The 26,972-nt window shown below is 64.3% G+C and carries 22 protein-coding genes; 15 read left to right on the top strand and 7 right to left on the bottom strand.

Going from position 1 to position 26,972, the window contains the following annotated elements; all coding sequences use genetic code 11:
• Positions 1 to 47 precede the first annotated feature (47 nt).
• From KYX69_RS09930 to kdsA, 5 genes are read right to left on the bottom strand one after another with little or no spacing between them, the layout of a single operon-like run.
• Positions 48 to 1,211 (bottom strand): lipopolysaccharide biosynthesis protein, encoded by a 1,164-nt coding sequence (locus tag KYX69_RS09930; RefSeq protein WP_300496649.1) that lies wholly within the window; start codon positions 1,209 to 1,211, stop codon positions 48 to 50.
• A gap of 12 nt (positions 1,212 to 1,223) precedes the next feature.
• Positions 1,224 to 2,012, bottom strand: a complete 789-nt coding sequence (locus KYX69_RS09925) for an ABC transporter permease (RefSeq protein ID WP_300496647.1) — start codon at positions 2,010 to 2,012, stop codon at positions 1,224 to 1,226.
• Positions 2,009 to 3,217 carry a glycosyltransferase family 1 protein gene (locus tag KYX69_RS09920; protein WP_300496644.1) on the bottom strand — a complete coding sequence of 403 codons (1,209 nt, stop codon included), beginning with the start codon at positions 3,215 to 3,217 and terminating at the stop codon, positions 2,009 to 2,011. The genes KYX69_RS09925 and KYX69_RS09920 overlap by 4 nt, the downstream gene beginning before the upstream one ends.
• Positions 3,214 to 4,488, bottom strand: coding sequence for a capsular biosynthesis protein (locus KYX69_RS09915; RefSeq protein WP_300496641.1), 1,275 nt, complete (start codon positions 4,486 to 4,488; stop codon positions 3,214 to 3,216). Before KYX69_RS09915 ends, KYX69_RS09920 begins: the two co-directional genes overlap by 4 nt.
• Positions 4,481 to 5,344 (bottom strand): 3-deoxy-8-phosphooctulonate synthase, encoded by an 864-nt coding sequence (kdsA, locus tag KYX69_RS09910; RefSeq protein ID WP_300496640.1) that lies wholly within the window; start codon positions 5,342 to 5,344, stop codon positions 4,481 to 4,483. The genes KYX69_RS09915 and kdsA overlap by 8 nt, the downstream gene beginning before the upstream one ends.
• 455 nt (positions 5,345 to 5,799) lie before the next feature.
• Between kdsA and KYX69_RS09905 the strand changes: the two genes are divergently transcribed.
• The 6 genes from KYX69_RS09905 to KYX69_RS09880 all read left to right on the top strand — a co-directional run bounded on the left by KYX69_RS09905 (position 5,800) and on the right by KYX69_RS09880 (position 10,788).
• Positions 5,800 to 6,984 (top strand): integrase arm-type DNA-binding domain-containing protein, encoded by a 1,185-nt coding sequence (locus KYX69_RS09905; RefSeq protein ID WP_300496637.1) that lies wholly within the window; start codon positions 5,800 to 5,802, stop codon positions 6,982 to 6,984.
• On the top strand, positions 6,984 to 7,622 hold the full coding sequence (locus KYX69_RS09900) for a hypothetical protein (protein ID WP_300496636.1): 639 nt from the start codon (positions 6,984 to 6,986) through the stop codon (positions 7,620 to 7,622). Before KYX69_RS09905 ends, KYX69_RS09900 begins: the two co-directional genes overlap by 1 nt.
• 86 nt (positions 7,623 to 7,708) lie before the next feature.
• Positions 7,709 to 7,870 (top strand): helix-turn-helix domain-containing protein, encoded by a 162-nt coding sequence (locus KYX69_RS09895; RefSeq protein ID WP_300496635.1) that lies wholly within the window; start codon positions 7,709 to 7,711, stop codon positions 7,868 to 7,870.
• 143 nt (positions 7,871 to 8,013) lie between these two features.
• A complete protein-coding gene (locus KYX69_RS09890) occupies positions 8,014 to 8,736 on the top strand; it encodes a hypothetical protein (protein WP_300496633.1) in 723 nt (240 codons plus the stop codon).
• Between the two features lie 736 nt (positions 8,737 to 9,472).
• The gene (locus tag KYX69_RS09885) at positions 9,473 to 9,718 is read left to right on the top strand and encodes a helix-turn-helix transcriptional regulator (RefSeq protein ID WP_300496631.1); all 246 of its coding nucleotides are present in this window, start codon (positions 9,473 to 9,475) and stop codon (positions 9,716 to 9,718) included.
• A 398-nt stretch (positions 9,719 to 10,116) separates the two neighbouring features.
• Positions 10,117 to 10,788, top strand: a complete 672-nt coding sequence (locus tag KYX69_RS09880; RefSeq protein WP_300496628.1) for a hypothetical protein — start codon at positions 10,117 to 10,119, stop codon at positions 10,786 to 10,788.
• A 54-nt stretch (positions 10,789 to 10,842) separates the two neighbouring features.
• Here the strand turns inward: KYX69_RS09880 and KYX69_RS09875 are convergent, their stop codons facing one another.
• Together KYX69_RS09875 and KYX69_RS09870 are read right to left on the bottom strand one after the other, a co-directional pair.
• Entirely contained in the window at positions 10,843 to 11,547 is a 705-nt protein-coding gene (locus KYX69_RS09875) for a hypothetical protein (protein ID WP_300496627.1), read from the bottom strand.
• A gap of 204 nt (positions 11,548 to 11,751) precedes the next feature.
• Positions 11,752 to 15,828 carry a HigA family addiction module antitoxin gene (locus KYX69_RS09870; protein ID WP_300496624.1) on the bottom strand — a complete coding sequence of 1,359 codons (4,077 nt, stop codon included), beginning with the start codon at positions 15,826 to 15,828 and terminating at the stop codon, positions 11,752 to 11,754.
• A gap of 463 nt (positions 15,829 to 16,291) precedes the next feature.
• Here KYX69_RS09870 and KYX69_RS09865 point away from each other — a divergent pair, with 463 nt between their 5' ends.
• The 9 genes from KYX69_RS09865 (at position 16,292) to KYX69_RS09825 (ending at position 26,966) form a co-directional block, all read left to right on the top strand.
• Positions 16,292 to 16,669 (top strand): hypothetical protein, encoded by a 378-nt coding sequence (locus KYX69_RS09865; protein WP_300496622.1) that lies wholly within the window; start codon positions 16,292 to 16,294, stop codon positions 16,667 to 16,669.
• 63 nt (positions 16,670 to 16,732) lie between these two features.
• Positions 16,733 to 17,971, top strand: coding sequence for a TolC family protein (locus tag KYX69_RS09860; protein WP_300496619.1), 1,239 nt, complete (start codon positions 16,733 to 16,735; stop codon positions 17,969 to 17,971).
• On the top strand, positions 17,971 to 19,221 hold the full coding sequence (locus KYX69_RS09855) for an efflux RND transporter periplasmic adaptor subunit (protein ID WP_300496617.1): 1,251 nt from the start codon (positions 17,971 to 17,973) through the stop codon (positions 19,219 to 19,221). The genes KYX69_RS09860 and KYX69_RS09855 overlap by 1 nt, the downstream gene beginning before the upstream one ends.
• A 12-nt stretch (positions 19,222 to 19,233) precedes the next feature.
• The gene (locus tag KYX69_RS09850; RefSeq protein ID WP_300496614.1) at positions 19,234 to 22,407 is read left to right on the top strand and encodes a CusA/CzcA family heavy metal efflux RND transporter; all 3,174 of its coding nucleotides are present in this window, start codon (positions 19,234 to 19,236) and stop codon (positions 22,405 to 22,407) included.
• Between the two features lie 114 nt (positions 22,408 to 22,521).
• Positions 22,522 to 23,190: a HupE/UreJ family protein gene (locus KYX69_RS09845; RefSeq protein WP_367280187.1), complete on the top strand. Its 669-nt coding sequence runs from the start codon at positions 22,522 to 22,524 to the stop codon at positions 23,188 to 23,190.
• 22 nt (positions 23,191 to 23,212) lie between these two features.
• Entirely contained in the window at positions 23,213 to 23,851 is a 639-nt protein-coding gene (locus KYX69_RS09840) for a transmembrane anchor protein (RefSeq protein WP_300496608.1), read from the top strand.
• Positions 23,829 to 25,043, top strand: a complete 1,215-nt coding sequence (locus KYX69_RS09835; RefSeq protein ID WP_300496605.1) for an acyltransferase — start codon at positions 23,829 to 23,831, stop codon at positions 25,041 to 25,043. Before KYX69_RS09840 ends, KYX69_RS09835 begins: the two co-directional genes overlap by 23 nt.
• Entirely contained in the window at positions 25,043 to 26,371 is a 1,329-nt protein-coding gene (locus tag KYX69_RS09830; protein ID WP_300496603.1) for an MFS transporter, read from the top strand. Before KYX69_RS09835 ends, KYX69_RS09830 begins: the two co-directional genes overlap by 1 nt.
• Positions 26,372 to 26,441: 70 nt before the next feature.
• On the top strand, positions 26,442 to 26,966 hold the full coding sequence (locus KYX69_RS09825) for a DUF2271 domain-containing protein (protein WP_300496600.1): 525 nt from the start codon (positions 26,442 to 26,444) through the stop codon (positions 26,964 to 26,966).
• Positions 26,967 to 26,972: the final 6 nt, after the last annotated feature.

The following is a 26,972-nucleotide window of genomic DNA, read 5'->3' as shown; positions in this document are numbered from 1 at the left end:
TGGGGGAGCGGGCTGGTGCCGCAATTCAGCGCAGCTGAATTCAGCTCTCAAGCGCGATGCTCGCGCACGCCCGCGATCAGCATCCAGCCGATCCCATAGGCGACGCTCAAACCGATCAGGATCAGCAAGGTGGTCCGGAACGGCTTGGGCAGTGCCGGCTTTTCGGGAAGGTTCGGCTCGACCACTGCGACGATGAACAATTGCTCGTTCGCCGCCCGCGTGCGCGCCTGTTCGAGGCGGGCGCGGGCGGTTTCGTAGCGCTTGGCCGCGAACTCCTGTTGCAGCCGCAATTCCTCATATTCGCCGAGCCGCCCTGCCACCGCCTGCGGCTGACCGGTCTGGCGTCCCCGCGCCGCGTCCAGCGCTGCCGACGCCGCCGCAACCTGTGCCGCCATCGCGCGCACTTGCGGGCTGTTGGGGCTGAGCTTGCTGCGCATGTCCGCGAGCAAGGCGGCGGCGCGATCCAGCCGCGCCTGTTGCTCCTCGATCTGGCGTCCTCCGCCCGCGCCGGTTGCGGCGGGATCAAGGTCGCCCTCACGCTCGCGAAAGCCACCGAGCTGGCGCTGGATCGACTCCAGCTCTTCCTGCGCGCGCTGCGATTCGCCCGAGGCGACGCGCAACGAGGCGTCGAACAGCCGGGCATTGTACGCGTTGACCCGTTTCTCCCCCAGCGCGAGCAGCGCGCGGGCCACGCGCTGGGCATCTGCGGGATCGAACGCGCGCACCGACAGGCGGGTGATATTGTCGTCGGGGTCGTAGATCACATCGACATGATCGCGGTAGAAATCGAGCAGGGTTTCGGCGCGCGGTGCCGGGCTCCACAGGCGTGAGAGCGGATCGGTGCCGGGGCGGCGATAGATGGCGACCAGGTCGATCCCCTGCCCCCGCAGCGCGCGGATCGCGTCGTGCGAGCGCAGATATTCGCGGATGCTCTGCGCCTCCTGCTGCCCCGGTGACAGGCTGGCGGAGATGCCGAGCAATTGCCCGACCCCGCTGGCCGGGGCGGACTGGCTTTCGAGCCCGCGCACCACGAATTGCGCCTCCGAGCGATATTGGGCGCTGGCAATCAGAAACAGGTATAGCGCCGCGATCACCGTCGGCACGACCACCAACAGGATGAACGGATGCGCCCGCGCCCGATCGAACAGCGAGGTCGAGCGGTCTTTCCTGGCGTCTTCCGCGACCGGTTCGGGGGTGTCGGTGAGCAACATGATGTTCCGATATCAGGATAGTTCGATGCGCGCGCGCAAATGCTGAAGGCCGAGCAGGCCGAGCAAGGTCAGCGCGCCGCACCAGCCGATGACATAGGGCAGGTCGATCCAGCGCGATTCGAACGCCTCGAACTGCCCGACCTTGAGCAGTTCGAAGATATGCACCGTCGGCACCCAGACGAGCAGGTCGCGCACCCCCTGCGGAAACCACGACAAGGCGAAGAACGCACCCGACAGCGGCATGGAGAGATAGAGCAACGGGTGGACAAGGCGGCCAATCACCGGTGACTGGTGCGACGCGGCGGTGACGATCATCGACAGGCCGAATGCGAACCAGCACATCAGCGCCACTGCCCCGGCAAACGCCTCGGGCCGCGCCAGCGGATCGGCGAGATCCAGCGCCCATGCGCCGCCGAGCAGCACGATCAGCACCACGATGGTGCTGACCGCTTCGAGCGCCATGCGCGCGATCAGCATGTCGGGGATCGTCACCGGGCGATGATGCAGCAGCGGGCGGTTGGCCTCGATCACCGTCTCGGCGCGCGACACGACCGATCGGAACATGATGAACAGCCCATAGCCCGCAATCGCGAACGGAATCGGCCGGATGCCCCCGGCGATCGGGAGATCATGATTGCTGTGCAGCAGCGCCACCGCCACCGCGAGCAGCATCGGTTCGGCAAACAGCCACAGATAGCCAATATTCGCCCGCCCGAAGCGCGTGTGCAGCTCACGCAGGATCAGCGCACCGATGACATTGCCCTGCACCCGCAGCGCGGCACGGAACGACGCGGCGGTCACAGCGCCTCCAGAAAGGCAAAGACCTGCGCGAAATGCGCGTCCCAGCGCGGCGCGGACCAGTCGCGCATCCGGTCCAGCTGCGCGGCGCGCATCGAAGAATCGGTGCGGGCATGATCCTGCACCGCCGCGATCCAGCCCGGTCCGTCGAGGGGATCGAGATAGTCGGGGACGTGGCCGCCAGTCTCGCGCAGCGCGGGCAGGTCGCTGGCGATCACCGGCACGCCCAGCGCCAGCGCCTCGGCCACCGGCAGGCCAAAGCCTTCGGCAAAGCTTGACATCAGCACCGCGCGCGCGCCGGCGATCAGTCGCGCCAGTTCTGCATCTCCGATCCGCCCGGCCTCGACCACATGCCCCTGCAATGCGGGGCAGCGGTCGAGCAGATCGATCACCTGCTCATTCTCCCACCCGCGCCGTCCGGCAAGGATCAGCCTGGGCATGGTTTCCGGCGACCGCTGCGCCATGGCGCGCCAGATGTGGAGGAGCAGGAGATGGTTTTTGCGCGGCTCGATCGTGCCGAGACACAGGAAATAGGGCGGATCCGCCGATGGCATTTGAGGCCGGGCGGCCCAGTGCGGCTCGATTCCCAGTGGCGCCACCATCACCGGCGGCTGACGACCGGCTTCGGCCAGATAGGGTTCGATCGCGCGCGCCGTGGCGTGCGAATTGACCAGGATCGCATCGGCGAAACGCGCTGCATTGCGCAACCGCCGCCGGTGCCGGTCGGCCCCGCCGGGCCGCGCATATTCGGGGAACTGCGCCGGGATCGCATCGTGGAGATAGACGCACAGCCGCTCGCCGTGCCGCGTCGCCGCTTGGTCGAGCCGGTCGAGATGCTGGTGCGACACGATCAGCCGGATGCTGCCGGCGGCTGAACGCGCCGGCGCACGCAGCCCGGCCCACGCCGCCGCAACCCTATCGATGCCGGGCGACGCGCCTGCGGCCCAGCCCTGCTCGACCCGCGCAATCAGTCGGGCGAGCGCGGCGCGCGCATAGCCAAGACGGCCAAGGCCGGGCAGCGCGGCTTCGAACCGCGCGGTCGGCAGCGCGAGCAGCGCGCGCGCATAGGCCAGTTCGACTCGGTCGATCCCGGTCGGCGTGGCATACCCCACCCGCCGCAACAGCCGCGTGATGTCCAGCGTCACACAACGGTCCGCCATGACGCCACGGGCAGTCGCGGCGCGGTCCAGGGCGAGCGGGGCGTTCACCGGTCGCGCAACCGGGCGACGGCATTGCGAACGAGCAGGTCGAGCGCGTCCGTCCCGTGAAACCCGCCATTGACCAGGCATTTTGCCCGCAAGGCGCGACAAAAGACGGCGAAGGCCTCGGTATCGACCGGCGGTGGGTTGTGCCAGAAGCGGTCAAGCGGCACGTCTGCTGTAACGCCCGGCACATCGTAGATTGCGGTACCCAGCGTCTTCACCGGCACCCCCGCGGCCAGCGCGAGCGGGCCGACGCTGCTGTTCACGGTCACCACGCCGCGCGCGACCTTGAGCAACGGCATCAGGTCGAAGCGCTCGATAAACACGACGCGCGCTGACAGACCCAAGGCCGCCGCACGATCGGTTACGAAGCCGCGCCAATTGTCGACATCGGGATCGAGCGGATGCTGTTTGACCAGCAAGGCGACATCAGCGGGGGCATCGCGGAACGCGGCCAGCACCTCGCCCACCGCGTCGCGCATCGTGCCGAAGCGCGAATGGACCCGGATCTGCGCATCGCCCTCCAGTTGGAGCGGGAACAGAAAGAAGCGGCGCCCGGCCAGCCCCGCCACCGCGTCGCGGCTCATCCGACGCTCATGCCAGCGTCGCGCATAGCGGCGCAGCCATGCCAGCCCCTCGCGCACCGGGGATGCATGGCGATGGGTGCGGTAATGCGGGAAGAAGGGGGCAGCCGCCTGTGTCGCGGCATAATAAAGCGCCGACTGGTTCGCGCGGCGCCGGAATGAATTTGCGACCGGAACTTCATCGCCCAACTCGCCGGCCCGCGCCGCGATCAGGCGCAGCGCGTGCAGGCTACGCGGAAAGGACGAATGGCCGTTGACCCCGCCGCGTTCGAGCGTGACGTGGTTGGGGCGCAGATATCCCTCCTCGAACGTCACGAAGCGCAGGCCGCGTCGATCGGCCAGCGCCCGCGCCGCGCGATGTGCCGGGCGCAGATCGCCGAACACGATGATGTCGGTCACCCCGCGATCGGCGACATAGGCAGCAAGCCAGTCCGGCCAGTCGGCGGGCGTACCGCGATAGGCCATCGCCCCCTGCCCCGGCCAGTCGAGCACGTCACCGCCATTGAAGTTGATCCGCGACACGGCCGCGCCATCCGCACGCAGCGCGGCACCCAGGCGACGGAAGAACGGACCGGGCAGCCCCTGAAGGAACAGAAAGTGGCGCGCAGCAAGCGGGCCGACATCGGCCTCGACGCTTGTGCCGACCCACTCTGGCGCCGCTCCGTCGCTGATCTCCCGGGCAAGGCTAGCCATCCGCCATCCCCGTCGCGCGGACCAGATCATGGATGCGCGCGACATCGGCCAGCAGCGCCTCCAGCCGGTCGAGCGGCCACACCGTCGCGCTGTCGGACCAGGCATTGGCCGGATCGGGATGGGTTTCGATGAACAATCCGGAAACTCCCGCCGCAGCGGCCGCACGCGACAGCAGCGGGATCCACTCACGCGCGCCGCCGGACTTGCCGTTCGCCCCGCCGGGGCTCTGCACCGAATGCGACGCATCGAACAGCGTCGGCAGGCCGGTCGCGCGCATCTTCCCCAGGCTGCGCATATCGACGATCAGGTCGTGATAGCCAAAGCTGGTGCCGCGCTCGGTCAGGATCACATGCTCCGCGACCGCGCATCCGGCGGGAAGGGCATCGCCGACCTTGGCGGCGGCGTGGATCATGTCGTCCGCCGCCATGAACTGGCCCTTCTTGATATTGACCACCCGCCCGGTTGCGGCGGCGGCGCGCAGCAAGTCGGTCTGGCGCGACAGAAAGGCGGGAATCTGAACGATGTCCGCGACCTCGGCCACCGCCGCCACCTGCACCGTTTCATGCACATCGGTCAGCACCGGCAGCCCGGTCTCGCGCTGGACCCGCGCGAGGATCGCGAGGCCCTCGTCCAGCCCCGGCCCGCGCGGGCTGTTGCCGGACGTGCGGTTGGCCTTGTCGAAGCTGCTCTTGAAGACGAGCGGGAGATCGAGGCGATCGCCGATCCGCGCCAGTGTCTCCGCCACGCCGAGCGCATGGTCGGCACTTTCGATGACGCACGGCCCCGCCACCACGAACAGCGGCCCGCCCGGCTCGACAGTTAAACGACCGATGCGCACCGCGACTCCCCGCGCCATTCCCGACCCGCACTTTTGGGCATCGCGCAAGCCGTTCGCAACCAACAATTTCCCGCTGCTTCAGCCGGGCGGGAGCGCGGCATTGGTGATCGACGCGTCGGTTAGAACATCGCTGCCGCCATAATCGGTCCCGATCGCCGGATTCCCGCTTCGACCAATATGCGCCCACCCGCGCGGTTGATCATGAAGCTGTGGTCGAGGTGATCTCGATCCCGGTCGCGATCGGGGCAGTGCGGTGTGCCCGATCCCGTGCTGGCTCAATCAGCGGAAGGTGGGATCGCCCCGTTCGGGCAACGCGGCTGGCGGAGACGGAGTCCGCCTAACTTCAATCTCCCGAGCTATCCATACGTGTCAAAATGCCACGAAATGTGAGATACTTCGTTCTCATACACTACCCTAACCTATCCCGGATGCGCTTGACAGCGCACCTCGTTGGTGGGAATTTTGGTGGGGTTATGGATACCGATCTTCGCCCTCGCCGCCGATCCGCAGCTACCGTGACGGAGGTCAACGCTACCCGCGATCCGGGTCGTCACTCTTTTGGAGACGGCCTGATACTTGTAGTCAGTCCGAAAGGTTCGCGATCGTGGCTGGCGCGCGTGCGGGATGGAAACTCGCGGCGTCGCGACATCGGCCTTGGCCGATATCCCGAAGTGTCGCTCAAAGAGGCACGGGAGCGCGCCGCCTCGTTGCGGAAGCAGGTCCGCGACGGGCTTGATCCTGTTGCCGAGAAAAAAAAGCCCGAGCGCAAGATGGTGACCTTCAAAGAGGCCGCCGAAGTCGCGCACAGCGAGCGAACGGCAGGGTTTCGGAATCCGAAACACGCGGCGCAGTGGATCACGACACTGCGCGAATACGCTTACCCTCACTTCGGCCAATTGCCGGTCGACCAGGTGAGCGGGCCGATGATCGTTGTCGCGCTCAAGCAGATTTGGACGAAGAAGCCCGAAACCGCACGTCGCACGCTTCAACGCATTGGCACGGTGCTCGCCTGGGCGACAGCTCATGGATATCGCGACCATGAGGCACCGATGCAGTCGATCCGGATGGGCCTACCGCCACAACCCAAGACGAAGAAGAATCACGCCGCCGTGCCATATCCGGAGGCACCGGCGCTCATGTGTGCGCTGATGGCTGGCGAAGATACAGTTGGTCGTGATGCGCTGCGTTTTTTGATCCTCACAGCTGCGCGTTCAATTGAAGCCCGAGGTGCTCGATGGGCCGAAATGGACTTTTCGCGGAGAACCTGGACGGTGCCTGCGAATCGCATCAAGATGGGAAAGGAGCACATTGTCCCGCTCTCTGATCCGGCACTCCAGTTGCTCCAGCGCATCTATGCAACACGGTCGAGCAGTGAACTCGTATTCCCATCCTACACCGGCAAGGCGTTGAGCGACACCGGCTTGGCCAAGGTTCTGCACGAGCTGGGTAGCAATGCGACTGTGCACGGTTGGCGATCGACGTTCCGTGATTGGGGCTCTGAGGAGACTGACTTCGCCAACGAGGTTCTGGAGAAAGCCTTGGCGCATCAGATTCCCAATGCCGTTGAGCGCGCCTATCGCCGAGGTGATCTTCTGGAGAAGCGTCGGGCGCTAATGGAAGAGTGGGCGAAGTTTCTGCTGGACGTCGGAGATCGCTAATGGGGAGTGAGCGCAGCGCAGAATATCCAGGATTCTACGGCGTTCTGGACATTGGTGAAACGGAGCCATTGTCGGAAATTGAACGGCAGGCGCTACGCGATGATGTCGAGGCGGTCGTCAGTCTGGCTATCAGTCCCGACGATTTCGTCGCTGAGATTATTGATCTGACGGAGCGACTGCGAGATCTGCAGAAGCTGGATCGTGAGCGCACTCGAGCATCGCGGCTTGCTGAGGCCGACGCAGCGATCGAAGTGCTGCAACGGGGGGATGAGCTACCAAAACTCAGCCAGATCGGGACCCGCGACCTTCGGCGTCTCCGTGAACGCTTTCCAAGCGCTCGGGATGAGGAGCTCTTATCCCGATTGAAGGCCGAGATCCCGAAGTCGAGAAGTGGGCGGGCTCCAGATGACGCGCTGCACACGACGGCTGCTATGCTGGCGGAATTGTATCGCACGCACATGCGTAAAGAGCCGTGCTGCGCGGACGACGGCGCTTTTGTCGAACTCCTTCAAGCCGTGGCCAAGGCAGCGGATGGCAAAGTGCGCACCGCGTTGCACGCAATGGCACGCCTCGCGATCAAGGCGCGTCCGACCACCGACAGCGAGGGCCTCCGCTGGTTCAGTCGGTATCGGTCCTGATCACCCCATAGAATTTTGCGTGTGACTCTGCCGCTGATTCGCCCTGCTAGCCCCTGCGCATCCATGATCCGTTGAGGAGATGCGCAATGCGCCCCATCACTGTTTCGATCGCCGACGCCGTTGAAATCTCCGGTCTCAGCCAGGCCACCCTCTATCGCCTGATCGGCCGCAAGGAACTCGCGACCGTGAAGGTCGGTCGCCGCCGCCTCGTCCGCCTCGATTCCTTGGAGCAGCTGGTCGGCACGTAGGTGGGGCATCCGCCGCGCTGTCACATAGCGCGAGGCAACTATCCTCCAACCTAGTTTCGTTCGCTCCGCTTGACGGGCGCGCAGTCGCGTCCGGAATCCCGGAGACGAAAAAGTGCGAACCGAATTTCCCGAGGTGCATCACCATGGTAGCCATTTCTGACGAGAAATCCGTCACTTCCCAGAGCGGCAACCAAGTGCCCTCTACGCGCGAAGGAATCCAGTTCCCGGTCAAGTCGATGTTGGCCGGCCACTCTCGTGGGCCTGCCCCGACCTCGAAGCTGCGCGACGATCAGGTCAAGGAGGCATTCGCCGCAGCAGAATTTGCCATGACCACCCTGCCGCTCAATCGCTTCCTCACGATCAACTGGGAACGCGCTGGCATCGCCAACGCAGCGGAGGCGACCCGGCTGTTCCTGAAGCTGGCATCCGACTTTTGCCGCACCCACGGCTCGGAGCTTGCCTACCTCTGGACGCTGGAACACACGGAACGGGTGGGCGTCCATGCCCATATCATGATGCACGTTCCTCATGAGCTTGGCGCGCGCTTTGGCCAGCGCCAGCGCGGCTGGTTCAAACGGGTGGGCGGTCGCTCGGCCAAAGGCAATCTGAAGACGAAGCATGTCGGCCATTCGAGCCGAGCCTACCTGCACCGGGACCGGGACGGAGGCGCGTTTGCGAAAGATCATCGCTCGGTCGCCGAATACATCCTCAAATGCTGTAGCTTCGAGGTCAAGCGCGAGCTCGGCTTTCAAAGGCAGACCCATTCTGGCGCCGTCGCTGGCCAACGCTATGGCCGTTCCCAAAACCTTGGTCCGAAGACTCGCCGGTCATTCGCGGAGCAGAGCAGCTCCCGCCGCAGCACTTGACGAAGTTGGCAGTTTTGGGCGGTAAAATTGGGGTAAATTGGGGTTTATCCCACGATTTTATGCGGTTTCTAGCTCATCAAGTACTGGAAGTTGTCGCGTTCGAGATTCTCACCTGGGAGGACCGATTCAATCTCTAGCTACCACCCATACTCGCTCCGTGAACTCAAAGTTCCTTTGTATGGGAAGGACGCTTTCATTGCCGGCGTCGACTGCGGGACAGCCAAGGGGTTGGCATGAAGTATCAATGCAGCGCGAAGGCTGAGCTAGCGGGGAATGTTTATTGATTGAGGGCAGCCGCCAGCGCCGACGTTGAGAACCGTTCCATTTGCATAGGTGCACAATCGGCCTTGGGGAGACCAACGGTAAGAAGTCAGTTGCGAAGTCGAGATCGCACCCGAAACCCCAGCGGTCGATCCATGCTGAACATTCTGTGCTTGAACGGCAATAGCGGCTCCTAACATCAATCCTTCTGAGAGATCTCGTCGGGCCTCAGCCATCCACTGACTGCGCAGCCGCTGCGCGCAATCCGCGTGTGCAGCCGTCCCGGTCGGAAGCCCCTCTCGCTCGCAAAGCTTCCGTGCGGTCGAGGCGGCACACGACGGGAGCAATAGCAGCATCGCCCCGATTGCAATGATTCTCATCTGACTATCCCTCCCTCTCAGGACCAATCATGCCACAAGCGACATGGGCCGTAAATGCCGTGGCCGTATAAGCCGGGCACTCGGATGATGCCCGCGTGGCTCGCATTTCCGGAAAACTTGACGCGGATGGGCGCCTCGCGAGGATCGGAGAGGCGGTTCGTAGCGAGCGTCAGCGTTTAGGAATTTCCCAGGAGGCCTTGGCAGACGAGGCAGGTTTAGACCGATCGCACCTCGGCCGAATTGAACGCGGCGAGCGCAATGTGACACTGCTCAACCTTACTAAGATTGCCGACGCGCTGCGCTGTAAGCTGTCCGAATTGCTTTCGGCGGCTGATTTGTAGTCTTCAGGATGCTGAAAAGACTCCCGATAGGTATGTTGCCGGGAGTGGCGGGGGTGCACCGTACATTTGCTCGTGCAGCGGATTGCGAACTGGCCGCCGTGAGGGCGTCGATAGTTGTTTATTTGCAACGACCGAACTTGAGCCGAGAGAGGACTGGAAGCTTTCAGGCAACAGACGCGCGATAGTGGCCATCGCCAATCTGTGTCTTCACGCGGCACTCCGACCCAATTTCTGCGGTTGAATGGGCGGGAACCCCACCGCCGGGCGTTTCTGCGCGCGGCACGATTGGATCACAATGCTCCGGTATCGGCGAGATGCACGAGGCGGACGGGCCGGACGAAAACTAGCGCCGGAGAACGGCTTGGGGCGCTTCGCGCGCGACGTGATATGCTCCCGCCATGCCATCTATCTTCAGGTATTTTGATCGGGAAGAATTTGCCGCTGCGCTGATTGAGGGCGGGCAATTGCGGCTCCAGACGCTCGCCAATTTTCGGCGATACGAAGATGCCAACGTACGGCGCGATGAGAACGACGGGCGGCTGCGATATCAGCCTGCGGGCGGCCTCCCGATCAACTTTGAGGGTCGCCCGCCCGAGGTCTGGGCGGACTGGCGCTTTACATCTTCAGTCCGGGAAGAAGACATTTACGCCTATTGCATGAGCACCGAGAGGTCGGAGGCGCTGACAGACCGATTTGAAAGCCCGTTCTGCGTCGAGATCACGGACCCCGTCGTTTTCGTCCGCCGCATTCACCGGGCCGTTCGCCTGCGCTCTCGGCTGGAACGCAAGTGCGTTCATCATGGTCCCGTCGATTACCGCGACGTGGAAGCCGTTCCAGCCGCTGATTGGGCGCTTCCAGAAAAGGTCGGACGCATCAAGCCGCCCGACTGGGCGTGGCAACGTGAGTATCGGGTACTGGTGGGGAAAAAGGGCGCATTTGATCCCGAGAATGTCCGCCTGACTCTAGAGCGTGGTCCCCAGCCAGCGCCCCCGGCGGGCGCTGTGCCGGACCCGCCCCTGTCAGTGAGGCTGGGGAACTGCTCGAATGGTATGCGTCTGCACAGATTCTAGAATAATGCGCGCAGGCGCCCGTAGCGCGCGACATACACTTGCCTGCTGACCGGGCTACACATCGGCGAGGCCCGGCATCGACGTTCGCGAGACGACCGCCCAGAGATCAGGTGCAATCGGCACTTTCGCATTGTCGTCGTGAAAGACCATCCCGTTATACAGAAGGAAGCGCCAAAGCGTCAGGTCGGGATCATCGACCGCCTGCTGCCCTTCGTACAGCAGCGCGCCCTCGCCCAGATTGCCGCACGCGTAGTCCCGCGAGCGACCGACGAACAGCGTGCACAGGATGTTGTCCTGCTCCGGCGTGACCATACCAGCGTTGACAATATAGTGGGTCGGGACGATGCGCCCGAAATGAAACGCGGCAAGGCCGCGTGCTACAAACCCGAGATAGGCGAACAGGCGCGCGCCGTCGAAAGGGACAGCGCCCGTCGAATGCTCGACACCATTCTCGACTAGCCGGACCACCATCCGGCCTTCGGCTAGCTGCCGATGGAGCCGGACGTTTTTCGCCAGCCGCCCTGGCACCAGATCAGAGAGCATGCTGCTTGAAGCCGCATGGCGATTGCCGAACGGCAGCACAGTCAGAAGATAATGCTCGATGACCGACTTCGCCCGGTTGCACGGTTCACACGAGGCAACCTGCGGGATGCCCTCGCGCTTGTCGGCAGGAAAAAGCCCGCGCGCGAAAACGTGATCGGCTGTCTCGCCGCCCTTCCCGCAATAGGCGCAGGTGCCGCCCTTGAATCGCTTGCCCATTCTGTAGCCAGTAAATCACGCGGCGCATAATGATGCCAGTGAAGCGAACCGAAGCGCTTCGCGCTGATCGCAAGATGTGTGCGGTAATACCGCACCACCTTGGCAAGGGGGCCATGCTGACCCCCGTTGCATCCCCCCGGCGAGAGCGGCGCGGTTCATGACCCGCATGCCATGGCATGCAGGCTAGCCCCGCGCCGCTGCGCCTCAGCGGCGCATCCTTCGTGTGATCTTCGCGTCATTGTCCTCATACTCCGCCTCGCGGAGATACGATTCTTCCAGCTCGTGCAGGATCGCGGCGACGCGCGGGTGCGTGTATTCCATCGCCTTCGCCCAGCCACCATACTTGGCCGCTATCACACGCTCCTGCGCGCCGCCTTCGCCACGCCAGTGGGCGCCCCGCGCGTTGCGAAGCGCGACGTGGAGTCCGCGGCCGATGTGTTCGCTCATGACCTGTTCCAGCGCGTCGCGCACCGGCAGGCACGGCCACACACCGTCATCGGCGGCAGGGGCATGAGAGAGCAGCTGTCCGATGGATTGATCGCACATCGTGGACCGCGACAATGATGCGCACTGCGCCCGAACCTGTTCGATCCAGTTCACGAGCAGGCCGGCATCAAGATTTCCGTCCATATCGTGTCCCGGAACGATGCTGAGCTTCCCCAGCAGCCTGTAGCAGGCCATCGCCCGGCTCGAGCGCTGTTCTTCGGTGGCAGCCTGTAACTCGGGCGGGTCTTCTGCCTCGTCGTCGCGCGTGTAGGCAAAGGTCACGGCCTGCACGAACAGCTCCGGGTGCCGCTCGATCTGGCGCGGGAGATTGACCAGCCCGCCTTCCTCCTCGTCGTCGTCGAACACGTCGATAAAAATGAACTCCAGACCGGCCATCTCATCGATCGACATCTCGCCGCTGGCGTTCAGAATCTCGAACGCCTGCTTCAGCTCATAGCTGCTGAGCATGTAGGTCTTAGGCGCTTCGCGGGATTCCTTGGCAATCGCGTTGAGCAGGTTGAAAATGTCGCGGGGGGGCAACTCCTTCATCTCAAACCGCGCGAACTGGAACGCCGCGCGCGGACGCCCCGCCTCCATCAGGCGCTTGACGCCGTATGCGACTTCATCGGGCGTCCGGTTCCAGCCCGGCTCGATCTCCCACCAGTATCGCGCAGCAGCGTCCGGCCCGAGGGACTCGACAAGGCCCCAGGTACGGCGATTGAATGGCGCGGCCAGCAGGACGAACATCGCGCCGTCAGCATCGAGTTCCGCGACGAGCGGGCCAAGAACGTCGGCGTCACGATTTTCCGCCTCCACCAGCGCGCCCTTCACAAGGCTGAACCGCGTTCCGGTCAGGGGGCCGGCATCAACCACGGCGCGCAGGGCGGCCTTGAGCGCGTCGATATCGCCAACCGCCTTGGAAAGGGACCAGCCGATATTGTGCTGCGCCTCACCCGTTTTCGCGAGCCTCATCACCGCGTCGATACCGCCGCCTTCCAGAATCTCTCGAACGGCGTTCAGGCGCTGTTGCGCAATGCGCTCCTCCCGCTTCCTGAAGTCGAAGTCCTCGTCGAGCATCTCGCCCGCCGATTCATCAACCCACGATTTCCGGAACAGCCACTCATGCCGAAGGACCGGATCGGCAGGTTCAAGTTTCGCGAACAGGTCCTGCGCGCGCTGATCCGAACCGTCCTTGGCGCGGCCCTTTCTGCGCTTCACTGCGCGGCGGCTGAATGCCGACACCCTGATCTTTTCGCGCAGCCAAGCCCGGTCTTCCTCGCTGGCTGTTTCCACCCAGCGTTCGACGACATTCCACACCTCGGACTTCATGCTTTCGTCGATGCCTTCGAGGCTACCTACAAGGTCGCCGATGGTGTCGCGTGTGTGCACCGGCCATTCGAGAGCCAGCTTGAACGCGTGCAACGCGAAGTCATTGCCCTCGCCAAGCGATACCGGATTGCCGTAGCCGTGACCGTCCGGTCGCCATCGCGGCTTGTGGCCATAGTGCCCGATGCGCGAGCCATGCGGCTCAAACTGCTCAATGCAGATCGGCCACGCGACGGTCGGGTGCTTCTCGGCGAGCTTGGTCAGCGCGAGCTTCCGGGCCTCCAGCCCGGCACTGGTCTGTGGCATCCAGCTCCGGAAAATCGACGACAGGCTGCCACGCGGTTTGTTGACGAGGTTGTCGTCGATAACCTTCTCGGACAGGCGACCGAGCACAAGCACCGTGCGCATGAAATGCCGCTCGGACCATGCGAGATTTTCCAGCGCCCAGATCAGACCGGTGCGCGGTGCCCGGCTGAACAGGGTGTCGGCCAGCGGACGCATGATATTGAGCGTCTCTGGTTCCGGCTGGCGCAAATCCTCCTCGATGATCGACAGGAACGTCTCAGGCGCGGCCTCCGAGTACAGCGGCAGATCGCTCGACTGGGATTCCAGCGTGATCGCGGTCAGCGGTTGCAGCAGACTGCGGACCATGCGGTCCGCATGAAGGGGGGCGTCGAAGTTCAGGCGCGCCTTGAACAGGTTCGATCCGTATACGGCCAGCAGGACCAGCGTCTCCGCAAGCCCGTCGCGAAGCGCTCCTGAAATCTCGCGCGTTTTGTTGTAGATGTTCGCAGCCCAGCGCTTGTCCTCGGGCAGGTCCAGAGCCGGGTCCACCTCACCGAGGACCAGTGCGGCCACCTCGAAGAAACGTTGCAGATCGGTCGAGACGACCACGTCCCTGATCGCAAACAGCATGTCGATCTTCGAAACGACGCCCCGGAACGACCCCGCCGACCAGACAGGCGCGCTGTCCAGCGGCAGCAACTGGACGATGCGCCGTTCCAGTTCCTCGAACTGCACATCCCCGGCGAGCACCTCCAGCATCGCCTGATCAGCCTTGTTGTCGGCGCGCCACGTTCCCGCGAAAAGGAACGGAACCAGCATCTGTGCGACGGTCTTGTCCGATGCCCAGTCGGGCGTCTGGATCGCCGCAAGCTTCGACAGCCGGCGGCGCAACACGGTGGGAGAGCGGCCCGTTTCCCGACCGAGCTGATCGATGCGCTCGTGTTCCAGACCCATCTCCGTAAGGGCCTTTGCAAAGGCCTCGTGATTGAGTGTTTCCAGCACGATGTCGGGATCGGACGCGGTGGCATTGCGCGGATAGATGATGAACGAAGGCATGGCGGCGCGAAACGGTGCGAATTCCTTCTCCACCTCGCGTGTCATGATGACGGGGATGAAGTTGGACACCTGCGCGGCGAGCTTGCTCAGCGCGCCAGGCTCGCGGAACACGACGACTCGGTCCCGGAACGGCCCCAGCTCCAGGTCATTCTCCGAAAACCCACTGCTCAGGAATGCGAGTGCCTCGTCGCGGGAGTCCGCCGAGATGACAATCGGCTTGTACCCGTCGCCCTCGACGGCGCGCTTCAACGTCGGGGCATACGCGGCGACGGCGTCGGCGAACAGTGACGGGCGCAATTCGGGTTCGCAGTCGGCGGCCCAATTCTTCCATGCCTCATCGAGCGAAATGGCGCCCTCGGCGACCTGCCCGGTCTCGTTGGCAAACCAGACCTGACCCGCGATGGACTGTTCCAGCCACTGTTCCAGATCGCTGGCATCGTAAGTCCGGACATCTTTCCAGCGCTTCTCGGCCCGGCGTTGCTTTACCCACGCATCCTTGCCCGGCCACGCGCGGGGCGTCACAAAGACGAACGTCATGTCCTTCCGCTCTTTCGCCTCGACTTCGCCGACGCGCGTTTCGTAATCGCCGTCGGCCTTCGCTTTGGGGTCCTGATTGACGCCGAACTCCCAGCCGGACCTGCCCTGCGGAATCCACGGCGTGCCCTCGTCAGTCTCGATGAGGCCATCCCAGCCCGCACGTTCGCTATGGTCATTGCCGGGAAAGTTCACCGCCCTCAGGTTCAGGCCGGTCGAGTTCACCAGCGTGCGCAGGAACACCGAGAGGCGCTGGCGCGTAGTGATGCCCGAGCCGGACCACTCCTCGATCCGTCGCGCCTTTATCTGCAGAAAGGGGGGCACATACGATTTGATCGCGGGGATGATGCTCGACCTCGCAGCATGGGCTGCGTCCCACGCCGTCTGCATATCCAGAAGCTGGCGGGCAGGCTTGCCGAAGGCGCGTTCAAGCCGCGCCGCCATCTCGCTCGAAAGATCAGCGTTGCCGTTCAGGAAATTCGAAAGGGTGGGGCGGCTGACGTCCAAGAGCTTTGCAGCGCTTGTTACGTTCATGTCAGAGGGGATGACGTGCGCACGCACATAGGCCCCCGGGTGTTGGATTTTCTCAGTCATAAGGTCTTGTATCAGGCGATCGTAGAAAGCGAAAGTAATGTGTAGCGTTACACACTACATCCTTGCGTTGCCGCTGCGTGCATGCTCCAGGAACGGGTGCGGCTACTCCGAGCTTGGGGTCTTGACCAGGCAGGTGAGAGCGCGTTCATTCTGCCGGACATCGATGTGGAATAGACGGCCAAGCAGAGCTCGGCTTCGTTACAGAACATCGCGCAGTTCTGAGTCGCCGCAAAGCGCCTCGCCGTTCCGGTATGCGCCAGGTCGTCCAAATAACTTCAGGCTGCCCACCGGGAACCGACTGCCTGAAAGGTCCTAGGTCTGAACTTTCATCGGTGCGCGAGAGGCCCTGGATGAACGGCAGGTTTTGGGATCGTCGATCAAGGCGTCGAATGACGGCTTTTAGGGCGCAGAGCAGACATCGAACCGCATTGCCCCGGGGATCATCGCGTGATAACGTCACATGATGGGGCGCATATTGTCAGCTCTGCTCATCCTTCTGCTCGCGCTGTCGCACGGGCCGATGAGTGCTGGCGTGCCCCATCTGGATGGCGCGTCGCACGCGCATGCACAGATTTCTGATCACCATGACGACGATCATGATGCGGATCACGGGACCGACTTCGAACTGGCCCAGACGGAAGCGGCCACATCTGCCGCTGATGGAGACGCCGGAAAGGCGCATGGCATGGGCCATCACGTCCATGTCGTGAGCGACACCGTGCCAACGTCGGACTATGCCTTTCTAGATCGTCGGCTTGCGCGAGACCGACAATTGCCCGTCGACGACGCGCGTCTGCGCTCGACGACGCTCGCGCCGCTTCCTGAGCCGCCCTCAGCCTGATCCTTCGCCGTTCGGCGTGCGCCTTGCGCTGCGCCGCGGATTCCAAGGATCAGGAGATTTTCCATGTATACCCCATTGCGGGCCGCGATCGTCGTGGCCGCATGCCTGCCATCGGCAGCGCTGGCGCAAGACGCGCAGCCGCTGACGCTTGACGACGCGATTCGGCGCACACTCGCCGCCGCGCCACAGACTGCCTCTACTACAGCGCGAAACGAAGCACTGGCTGCCGCACGCACAGCGGCTGGGCTGCGTCCGCAGCCGAGCATCGACGTCACCGCCGAGAATTTCGGCATCCCGACGGGCAACCTCTACGACCAGTTTCAGCTCACCGGCACCTATAGCCAGCGTATCGAGCGGGGCGGCAAGCGCGAAGCGCGCGTCGCCCTGGTCGATCGCGATATGGATGTCGTTCGCGCCGAAGCAATTGTCACACGGCTCGACATCATCGCGTCGGTCCAAAGGCTTTATGTCGAGGTGCAGTCGGCAGAAGCGCTGATCAACATCGCGCGACAGCGGCTGACCGTCGCGCAGCTGCTTGAGCGCGAGATCAAGCGCCGCGTCGCATCGGCGAAGGACCCGCTGTTCGCCGGCATGCGCGCCGCGACCAGCGTCTCGGAAGCCAAGGTCGATCTGGAACTGGCGATCCACGCCCGCGACGCCGCGCTCAAGCGCCTGACGGCAATGTGGAATGGCTCGCCCGACGGACTCGGCGTCAAGACCGGCGAATTTCTGTCGATTGATGCGCCAGTCGGCCCGGTCCTGCCATCGCCCGCCGATCTGGCGGTCTTTTCCGCACGTGGTGCGCGCGCCGATGCGGCGGTCACGTTGCAACAGGCCAATGCCAAGCGGGATCCGACGCTGTCGGCTGGCCCGCGCTTCATCGGGAGCGGCGACGTCGCAATCGTAGCGGGGGTTTCCTTCCCGCTTGGCGGACGGCGTCTCGCCACTGCGCGGGTAGCTGAGGCGCAAGCGGAGCGGCGGCGCGTCGACGCCGATCTTGCGGTCGAACGCTTCACCCGCGAGCGGGCCATCGCGCTAGCCGCCGAGAAAGTTGAGGAATCGCGTCACGAGGTCGAAGCGATCCGCGACCAGGTGCTGCCCAATGCCGAGCTGACGCTGGAAGAAGTCCGCGTCGGTTACAATCGCGGCTTCTTCAGCTTCGTCGATGTGTCAGGCGCGCAGACCGCGCTCGCCAACGCCAATGCGCGCATGATCGCCGCCGCGCGCCGCTACCACGAGGCCCGAGTCGAGCTCGACCGCCTGACCGGCCGCTTCACCGCTCTTGCCGAGGAGGCACTTTGATGACCCGACTTCACGCCGCGTTTGCCGCGGCGCTCATCCTGCCGTTGCCGCTGATCGCGTGCGGCGGCGATCCCGCGACCAACGAAGCGGCCGCCGAGGGCGAAGCCAAGCCCGAAGGCGATTACGAGCGCGGCCCGCATAACGGCCGCATGCTGCGCGACGGCAACTTCGCGCTTGAGATCACCGTGTTCGAGGACGGCGTGCCGCCCGAATATCGGCTCTACGCCTATCGCGACGACAAGCCGGTCGCGCCGGGCGAGGTACAGGCGAACCTCACCATCCGCCGCCTCGATGGCGAGGTGACCACGTTCAGCTTCAAGCCGGAGGAAGACTATCTTCGCGGCAACGCGACGCTGGTCGAGCCGCACAGCTTCGATGTCGAAGCCAACGCGACCGAGGGCGGACGCAAGCATGCGTGGAAGTTCCCGTCCTATGAAGGCCGCGTGACGATACCCGCTGCTGCGGCGCGCGCTGCGGGTATGGTGATCGAGAATGCCGGACCGGCGACGATCGGGGAATCGCTCGAACTGGTCGGTCGGGTCGAACTCGATCCCGCAGCCACTGCAGAAGTCGGGGCCAAATTCCCCGGTCGCGTCGTCTCGGCAGCACTCAATGTCGGGGATCGAGTGCGGCGCGGACAAGTGTTGGCGCGGATCGAGAGCAGCGAGAGCATGCAGGTTTATGCGGTCACCGCACCGATGGGCGGCGTTATAACCGAACGGCGCACCAATCCCGGCGACGTTGCCGGGACCGGGCCGATCTACGTCATCGCCGACCCATCCCGCACCACTGCTACTTTCCCGGTGTTCCCGCGAGACATGGAGCGGGTGCGATCGGGACAGAGCGTGCAACTCAGCCTGATCGAGGGCAATCGCACGGTCGCCTCGACCATTCGCGACTTCCGTCCGGTGGCCGATCCGATGACCGGCGCGCTGGTCGCACGCGCACCTTTGCCCAATCCCGACGGCTTCTGGCGGCCCGGGATGAGCGTCAAGGGCGCGCTGACGGTCGACGAACGGCAGGTGCCGCTCGCGGTGAAGACCGACGGGTTGCAGGCGTTCCGCGACTTCACCGTGGTCTTCGCCAAGGTCGGCGACACCTATGAGGTGCGTATGCTGGAACTCGGCACGCGCGGCCCGGTGTGGACCGAGGTCAAGTCCGGGATCAAGCCCGGCCAGGCCTATGTCGGCAAGGGCAGCTACGTCATCAAGGCCGACATCGAAAAGTCCGGCGCGAGCCACGATCACTAAGGAACGGCAGCCATGCTTGAACGCATTATAAGGCTGTCCATCGGACAGCGCTGGGCCGTGCTGATCATAGCGTTGCTACTGGTCGGCATCGGCGTCTTCTCATTCGGGCAGCTCAAGGTCGATGCTGTGCCGGACATCACCAACGTCCAGGTGCAGGTCAACACGCCAGCACCCGGCTTCTCGCCAATGGAGGCGGAACAACGCATCACCTATCCGGTGGAGACGGCACTTGCCGGTCTGCCCGGCCTTCAGTTCACCCGCTCGGTATCGCGCGCGGGCCTCAGTCAGGTGACGGTCGTCTTCAAGGACGGCACAGACATCTATTTCGCGCGGCAGATGGTCAACGAGCGACTTCAGGGTGCACGCGATGCTCTCCCGCCAACAGTCGAACCCGCGATGGGACCGATCGCAACCGGCCTGGGCGAGATCTTCATGTACACGCTCGAAGCCAAGCCGGGGGCGGTCAAGTCCGACGGCTCGCGCTATACGGCGGAGGATCTGCGCACGCTGCACGACTGGGTGGTCCGCCCCCAGCTGCGCAATGTGCCCGGTGTGACCGAGGTCAACTCGATCGGCGGCTATCGCAAGCAGTTCGTGATTGCCCCGATCCCGGCGCGGCTCTCGGCCTACGGCCTGACGGTCAGCGACCTCACACAGGCGCTGGAGCGTAACAACGCCAATGTCGGCGCGGGCTATGTCGAGCGTTCCGGCGCGCAATATGTGATCCGCGTGCCGGGACAGGCGACCGGACAGGTCGACCTCTCCGGCATCATCGTTTCCTACCGTCAGGGCACACCAGTGCGCATCGCCGATGTCGCCGACGTCACGATCGGATCGGAAATCCGGCAGGGCGCGGCGACGAAGGACGGGCGCGAGGTGGTGCTCGGTACCATCTACATGCTGGTCGGCGAGAATGCGCGCAACGTCAGCGTCGCGGTCGCCGAGCGGCTGGAGACGGTGAACAAGTCGCTCCCGTCGGGCGTCCAGGCGGTTACCATGTATGACCGCTCGAAGCTCGTCGAGGCGACGATCGGCACGGTCGAGAAGAACCTCGCTGAAGGCGCCCTGCTCGTCATCGTCGTTTTGTTCCTGCTGCTCGGTAATATCCGGGCGGCGCTGATCACGGCGGCGGTGATTCCGATCACCTTCATGATGACGATCACGGGTATGGTCGCCGGGGACATCTCCGGCAATCTGATGAGCCTCGGCGCGCTCGATTTCGGCCTGATCGTCGATGGTGCGGTGATCATCGTCGAGAATTGCCTGAGACGATTTGCAGAGGCGCAGCATCACCACGGGCGTTTACTGACGCGCGAGGAACGGTTCGACATCACCGCGTCGGCCTCGGCCGAGGTGGTGAAGCCCAGCTTGTTCGGCATCGCGATCATCACGATCGTGTATCTGCCGATCTTCGCGCTGACCGGGGTTGAAGGGAAAACCTTCCATCCGATGGCGATTACCGTGGTGCTGGCGCTGACGGCGGCGGCGATCCTCTCGCTCACCTTGGTCCCTGCGGCGGTGGCGCTGTTCGTCACCGGCAAGGTCAGCGAAAAGGAGAGTGCGGCGATCCGCGCGGCGAAACGCTGGTATGCCCCGTTGATCGACTGGGCATTGAAGGCGCGCTTCGCCGTGCTTGGCGGTGCGGTTGTACTGGTGTCGCTGAGCGGGTTTGCCGCGACGCGGCTGGGATCGGAGTTCATCCCGAACCTCGACGAAGGCGACATCGCGCTTCACGCCCTGCGCATCCCCGGCACCAGCCTTAGCCAGGCGGTGCAGATGCAATCGGCGCTGGAGAACCGCATCAAGCGCTTCCCTGAGGTCAAGGACGTGTTCGCGAAGATCGGCACCGCCGATGTCGCGACCGACCCGGTACCGCCAAGCGTCGCCGACACCTTCGTCATCATGAAGCCGCGCGATCAATGGCCCGATCCGCGCAAGCCCAAGGCGCAACTGGTGGCTGAAATGAACGCGGCGATCCAGAAGGACGTGCCCGGATCGCGGTATGAGTTCATCCAGCCGATCCAGATGCGCTTCAACGAACTGATCGCGGGCGTCCGTTCGGACGTGGCGATCAAGATCGTCGGGGATGATCTCGAACAACTGGCGGCTGCGGCCGAGCGGGTGGTCGGGATCGTCTCGGGGATCGAGGGCGCACAGGATGTGCAGGCGGAGCAGGTGACTGGCCTGCCGGTGGTGGAGATCATCCCCGACCGGCTGCGCCTCAGCCAGCTTGGCCTCAACGTCGCCGATGTCCAGTCCGTGGTGTCGGCGGCGACCGCAGGTGCGGATGCCGGGCAGATCTTTGAGGGCGATCGGCGGTTCGACATCGTCGTCCGGCTGCCCGAGGCGATGCGGCAGGACCGTACGATCCTCGATCGTCTTCCGGTGCCTTTGCCCGGTGACGGCACGGCGACACGCGGCAGCGTGCCGCTATCCGAGGTGGCGACGATCCGCGAGACCACGGGTCCGAACCAGATCAGTCGCGAGGACGGCAAGCGGCGTGCGGTGGTCACCACCAACGTGCGCGGTCGCGATCTCGGCTCGTTCATCGCCGAGGTGCAAGCGAAGGTGACGGCGCAGGCCGACCTGCCGGAAGGCTATTGGGTCGATTATGGCGGCACGTTCGAGCAGCTCCAGTCGGCGTCGGCACGATTGCAGATCGTGGTGCCGCTGACATTGCTGCTGATCTTCGGGCTGCTGTTCCTGCTGTTCGGCTCATTGAAAGATGCGGCGATCGTCTTCTCCGGTGTGCCGCTGGCGCTGACCGGGGGCGTGGCGGCGCTGCTGTTGCGCGGCATTCCCTTCTCGATTTCGGCGGGCGTGGGCTTCATCGCCCTGTCCGGCGTCGCGGTACTCAATGGCGTGGTGATGCTGAGCTTCATCCGCCAGCTGCGCGAGGAAGGGATGGGGCTGAACGAAGCGATCCGCGAGGGTGCGCTAACGCGGCTCAGGCCGGTGCTGATGACCGCGCTGGTCGCCTCGCTCGGCTTCGTGCCGATGGCGCTCAACGTCGGCATCGGCTCGGAGGTGCAGCGTCCGCTGGCAACGGTGGTGATCGGAGGGATCATCTCCTCGACCCTCCTGACGCTGGTCGTGCTCCCCGCACTCTACGCGCTCGTTCACGGCCGCAAGCCTCGCCCCGAAACGCAACCCCCTGCCTCGGCGGCGGTCCCGGCTGACGCCTGACCGCCGTCACTCCCGCGCGCTTCCTCCGGTGGCGCGCGGGAGACCCCAAAGGAGTATCGAATGTTGTCCCAACGTCTATTTTCCGGCCCCGGCGCACGATTGCGCATCGGCCTGATGCTCACGGCAATGCTGCTGCTGTTCTTCTCGATCGACGCCTTCGCGCACAATGTTGCCGAAGGCGACAAGGGGTACATCCAGGAAAGCAGCGGCGTGCTGTTCTTCCCGTTCGTCTATCTCGGTGCCAAGCATATGGTGACCGGCTACGACCACCTGCTGTTCCTGTTCGGTGTGATCTTCTTCCTCTACCGGATGAAGGATATCGGCATCTATGTGACGCTGTTCGCGATCGGGCACTCGACCACGATGCTGCTGGGCGTGCTGACCGGCTTCAGCGTCAGCGCCTATCTGATCGATGCGATCATCGGCCTGTCGGTGGTCTATAAATCACTCGACAACCTCGGCGCGTTCCAGCGCTGGTTCGGGTTCCAGCCCAATACCAAGGTCGCGACGTTGGTGTTCGGCTTCTTCCACGGTTTTGGCCTCGCGACCAAGATCATTGAGTTCGACATCTCGCCGGACGGGCTGCTGTCCAATCTCATCGCGTTCAACATCGGCGTCGAACTCGGTCAGCTACTCGCACTTGGCGGCATCCTGATCCTGATGGGCTTCTGGCGTCGCACGCCGAGCTTCATGCGCCATGCCTTTGCGGCGAACACTATCGTCATGACCGCCGGCTTCGTGCTGGTCGGCATGCAGCTGGCTGGCTTTTTCGTCGCCGCCTGACCCCCTTTTCGGAGATATTCACATGTTCAATTCGCAACGTCCCCGCACCGAAGACCTCCCCACCAGCCGGCAGTTGCTCAAGGCGACCGCTACCGCCGCCGTGGTCGCCGGTGCATTGCTCGTCACTATCGTGCTCCCGTCCGAATATGCGATCGACCCGACCGGCATCGGTCGCGCGCTGGGGCTGACCCAGATGGGGGAGATCAAGGCGCAACTTGCCGAGGAGGCCGCCGCCGATGCCGCGATGGACAAGTCGGCCGCCGTCGCGGCTGCGACGACAGCCGCTGCGGGCGGCACCCAGAGCACCCCGGTTGCGACGTCCTCCACCGTCGCGCCGACGGCCGGGCGCAGCGACACGACGACGCTGACGCTTGCGCCGGGCCAGGGCGCCGAGGTCAAGGTCACTGCCAAGAAAGGCGTCAGCATCGCGTTCAGTTGGAGTGTCGCGGGCGGTGTCGTGAACTACGACACTCACGCCGATGCACCCGGGATCGACTATCACGGTTATGGCAAGGGCAAGCAGTCGGCTGGCGAACAAGGCGCGCTGGTTGCCGCGTTCGACGGCAAGCATGGCTGGTTCTGGCGCAACCGGGGCGATGCGCCCGTCACCGTGACCCTCAAGACCCAGGGCGAATATGATGAAGTCCGTCGGGTCGTCTGAGGCGCAGCCGCCAGTCGCGACCCAAGGTTCGGCGGGGGTGATCCTCGCCGAACCAAAGGGCGCGTATTTCTACATGGACGCGATGCGCACGATATTCGCGCTCGTCGTCGCGTTCGGCCATGTCTGGGCGCTTCTGATCCGGGACTATCAGCCGACCGCGAATCTGGCGGTGCAGGCCACCTATTTCACGGCGGGCTTTGGGCATCAGGCGGTGATCCTGTTCTTCGTGCTGAGCGGCTTCTGGATTTCGCGCAGCGTCGTGCGCAGCGCAGCGCGCGGCTGGTCGTGGCGCGGATATCTTGTCGACCGATTGACCCGGCTCCTGCCGGTCCTGATCGCCACGCTGGCCATCGGCGGAATGCTCGATGCCATCGCGCTTTATTGGTTGCGCTCGCCGACGCATCTTGGGCTGACCGACACCTATGTGCTGCGCACCACCGTGGCGGCAAATCTCTCCTGGGAAGTGCTGCTCGGCAACCTCGCCTTCCTCCAGATCCTGATCAAGCCGTTCGGCACCAATGGACCGCTGTGGAGCCTGTCCTACGAGTTCTGGTTCTACATCTGGTTTCCCGCGCTGTGGCTGGCATTTCGCCATCGCCGACCGTCGCTTGCGCTCATCACGCTCGCGTTCGGCTGGTTCGTGCCGACGCTGGCACTCGCGTTTCTGAGCTGGCTTTGCGGAGCTGCGGTCTATGGCATCGCTGAGTGGCTCTCAGAACGTCAGCCATTGTCGCGCAGTAATCAGCCATTGTCGCGCAGTAAGGCGTGGGCGCTGCTGGCATTGACCGGGGCAGTTCTCGTAACGGCGCTGGTGCTGACGCGCTTCGGCGCCGACACGTGGAAGGACCCGGCACTGGCGGTCGCCTTTTCCGCCTTCCTGCTCAGCATGATCGTCGTGAACCCCGGCACGATTACGACGTTTCGCCCGCTGGCGATCTATGGCGCGCGGGCAAGTTTCTCGTTTTACGCCACCCATTTTCCAGTGATGGCCTTTGCCGCCGCCCTTGCGATCGACAGCCAGCGCCTGCCGCCCGACGGCCATGGCGTCACGCTGGTGATTCTGACGCTGCTCGCTTCCCTGGCATTCGCCTGGCTGTTCGCCGCGCAAACCGAGGGACGCACCGATACGCTGCGCCGTTTCTTTCAACGCAAGCATGACGATCTGGCGCACCCGCGCCGAAAGGAGGAATGATGTTCGCAATCCTCGCCAACCGCACCTACCGCCACCTGTTCCTCGCGCAGATCATCGCGCTGATCGGCACCGGACTTGCGACCGTGGCACTCGGTCTGCTTGCCTATGACATTGCCGGCGCAAATGGCGGCGCGGTGCTGGGTACGGCGATGGCGATCAAGATGGTCGCCTATATCGGCGTGGCGCCAGTCGTCGGCGCCTATGCCAACCGCCTGCCGCGCCGTGCCTTCCTGGTCGCGATGGACCTGATCCGGCTGGTGGTGGCGCTCGCACTACCGTTCGTCGATCAGGTGTGGCAGGTCTATGTGCTGATCTTCGTGCTGCAATCGGCATCGGCCGGATTCACACCGACCTTTCAGGCGACCATTCCCGACATCTTGCCCGACGAGCAGGAATATACCCGCGCCCTGTCGCTGTCTCGGCTCGCCTATGACATGGAAAGCCTGACCAGCCCGATGCTGGCGGCGGCGCTGCTCACGATCATGAACTTTCATTGGCTGTTTGCGGGCACCGCCGTCGGGTTCGCCTGCTCGGCGCTGCTAGTGGTCAGCGTCGTCCTGCCGCGTATCACGGCGGTGCCGGCCAAGGGCGGCATCTACGACAAGACCACGCGCGGTGCCCGGATCTATCTCGGAACCCCGCGTCTGCGCGGCCTGCTTGCGGTAACGCTGGCCGCCGCCGCCGCAAGCGCGATGGTGATCGTCAACACCGCCGTGCTGGTCCGCGCCGGGCTGGGCTTCGGCCAGAGCGAGGTCGCGATCACGCTGGCGGCGTTCGGCGGCGGATCGATGCTGGCGGCGCTGCTGCTACCGCGCGTGCTAGACCGGGTGGCTGACCGCACGGTGATGCTCGCCGCATCTGCCGTCCTGACGCTGGCGCTCGGCGCGCTTGCCGCGACATGGCAGTTCAATGCGCAGCCCGGCTATTGGTATGGGCTGCTCGCGGGATGGCTGGTGCTCGGCATTGCTTATTCCGCCAGCGTCACGCCGGGCGGGCGGCTGCTGCGCCGCTCGTCCAACGCTGACGATCGTCCGGCGCTGTTCGCCGCACAGTTCGCGCTCAGCCATGTTTGCTGGTTGCTCGCCTACCCGCTCGCCGGACAGATCGGCGCGGGCTGGGGAATGGGTGCCGCGTTCCTTGCCGCCGCGGTGCTCGCGCTGGCGGGGACTTTGCTCGCGCTTGTCATCTGGCCGGTCAACGATCCCGAGGTCATCGAGCATCGCCACGACGATCTTCCGCCCGATCACCCGCATCTGCGCCAGGCGCATGGCGAGGGCGTCGGGCATATTTTCGTGCTCGACGATCTGCATTCACGATGGCCGCGCTGACCACGAAGCGAATCATTGCAATTGCGAATCGTTAGCTTAATCAGGGCTATATCGATAAAGGGGGAATGTGATGCAGCTGCGCTTGACGGGACTCACGATGGCGGCGCTTGGGTCAGGGGGCTTCGTGGCCCCACAGGCAGCGGCGCAAACCATCGACCTGACATTCACCCTCCCGCGCCTTACCGTCGCCGAATATCATCGCCCTTACGTCGCAGTCTGGCTCGAAAAAGAGGGTGCGCCGTCGCGTACGCTCAGCGTCCTCTACGATGTCGACAAGCGCAACAATGCCGGTGCCAAATGGCTGCGCGATATCCGGCTCTGGTGGCGTGCAGCGGGCCGAACCCAGAAGATGCCCGCCGACGGGATCAGCGGCGCGACGCGCCCGGCCGGCACGCACAAGCTCAGCTTCTCCGCTGGTCGCGGCGGAATGGCCGCGCTCGCACCGGGCAAGTATGTGCTCGTGGTCGAGGCGGCACGTGAGGCTGGTGGCCGCGAAGCGGTCCGCCTGCCGTTCAGCTGGTCGGGCAATCGCGCAACCGCGTCGGCGAGCGGCAAATTCGAACTGGGCGCGGTCGCGATGACCGCGCGGCGTTGAAGAGGC

This window comes from Sphingomonas sp., assembly GCF_030145815.1.
Lineage (GTDB): Bacteria > Pseudomonadota > Alphaproteobacteria > Sphingomonadales > Sphingomonadaceae > Sphingomonas.
This window is presented reverse-complemented; position numbering and strand designations above follow the sequence as displayed.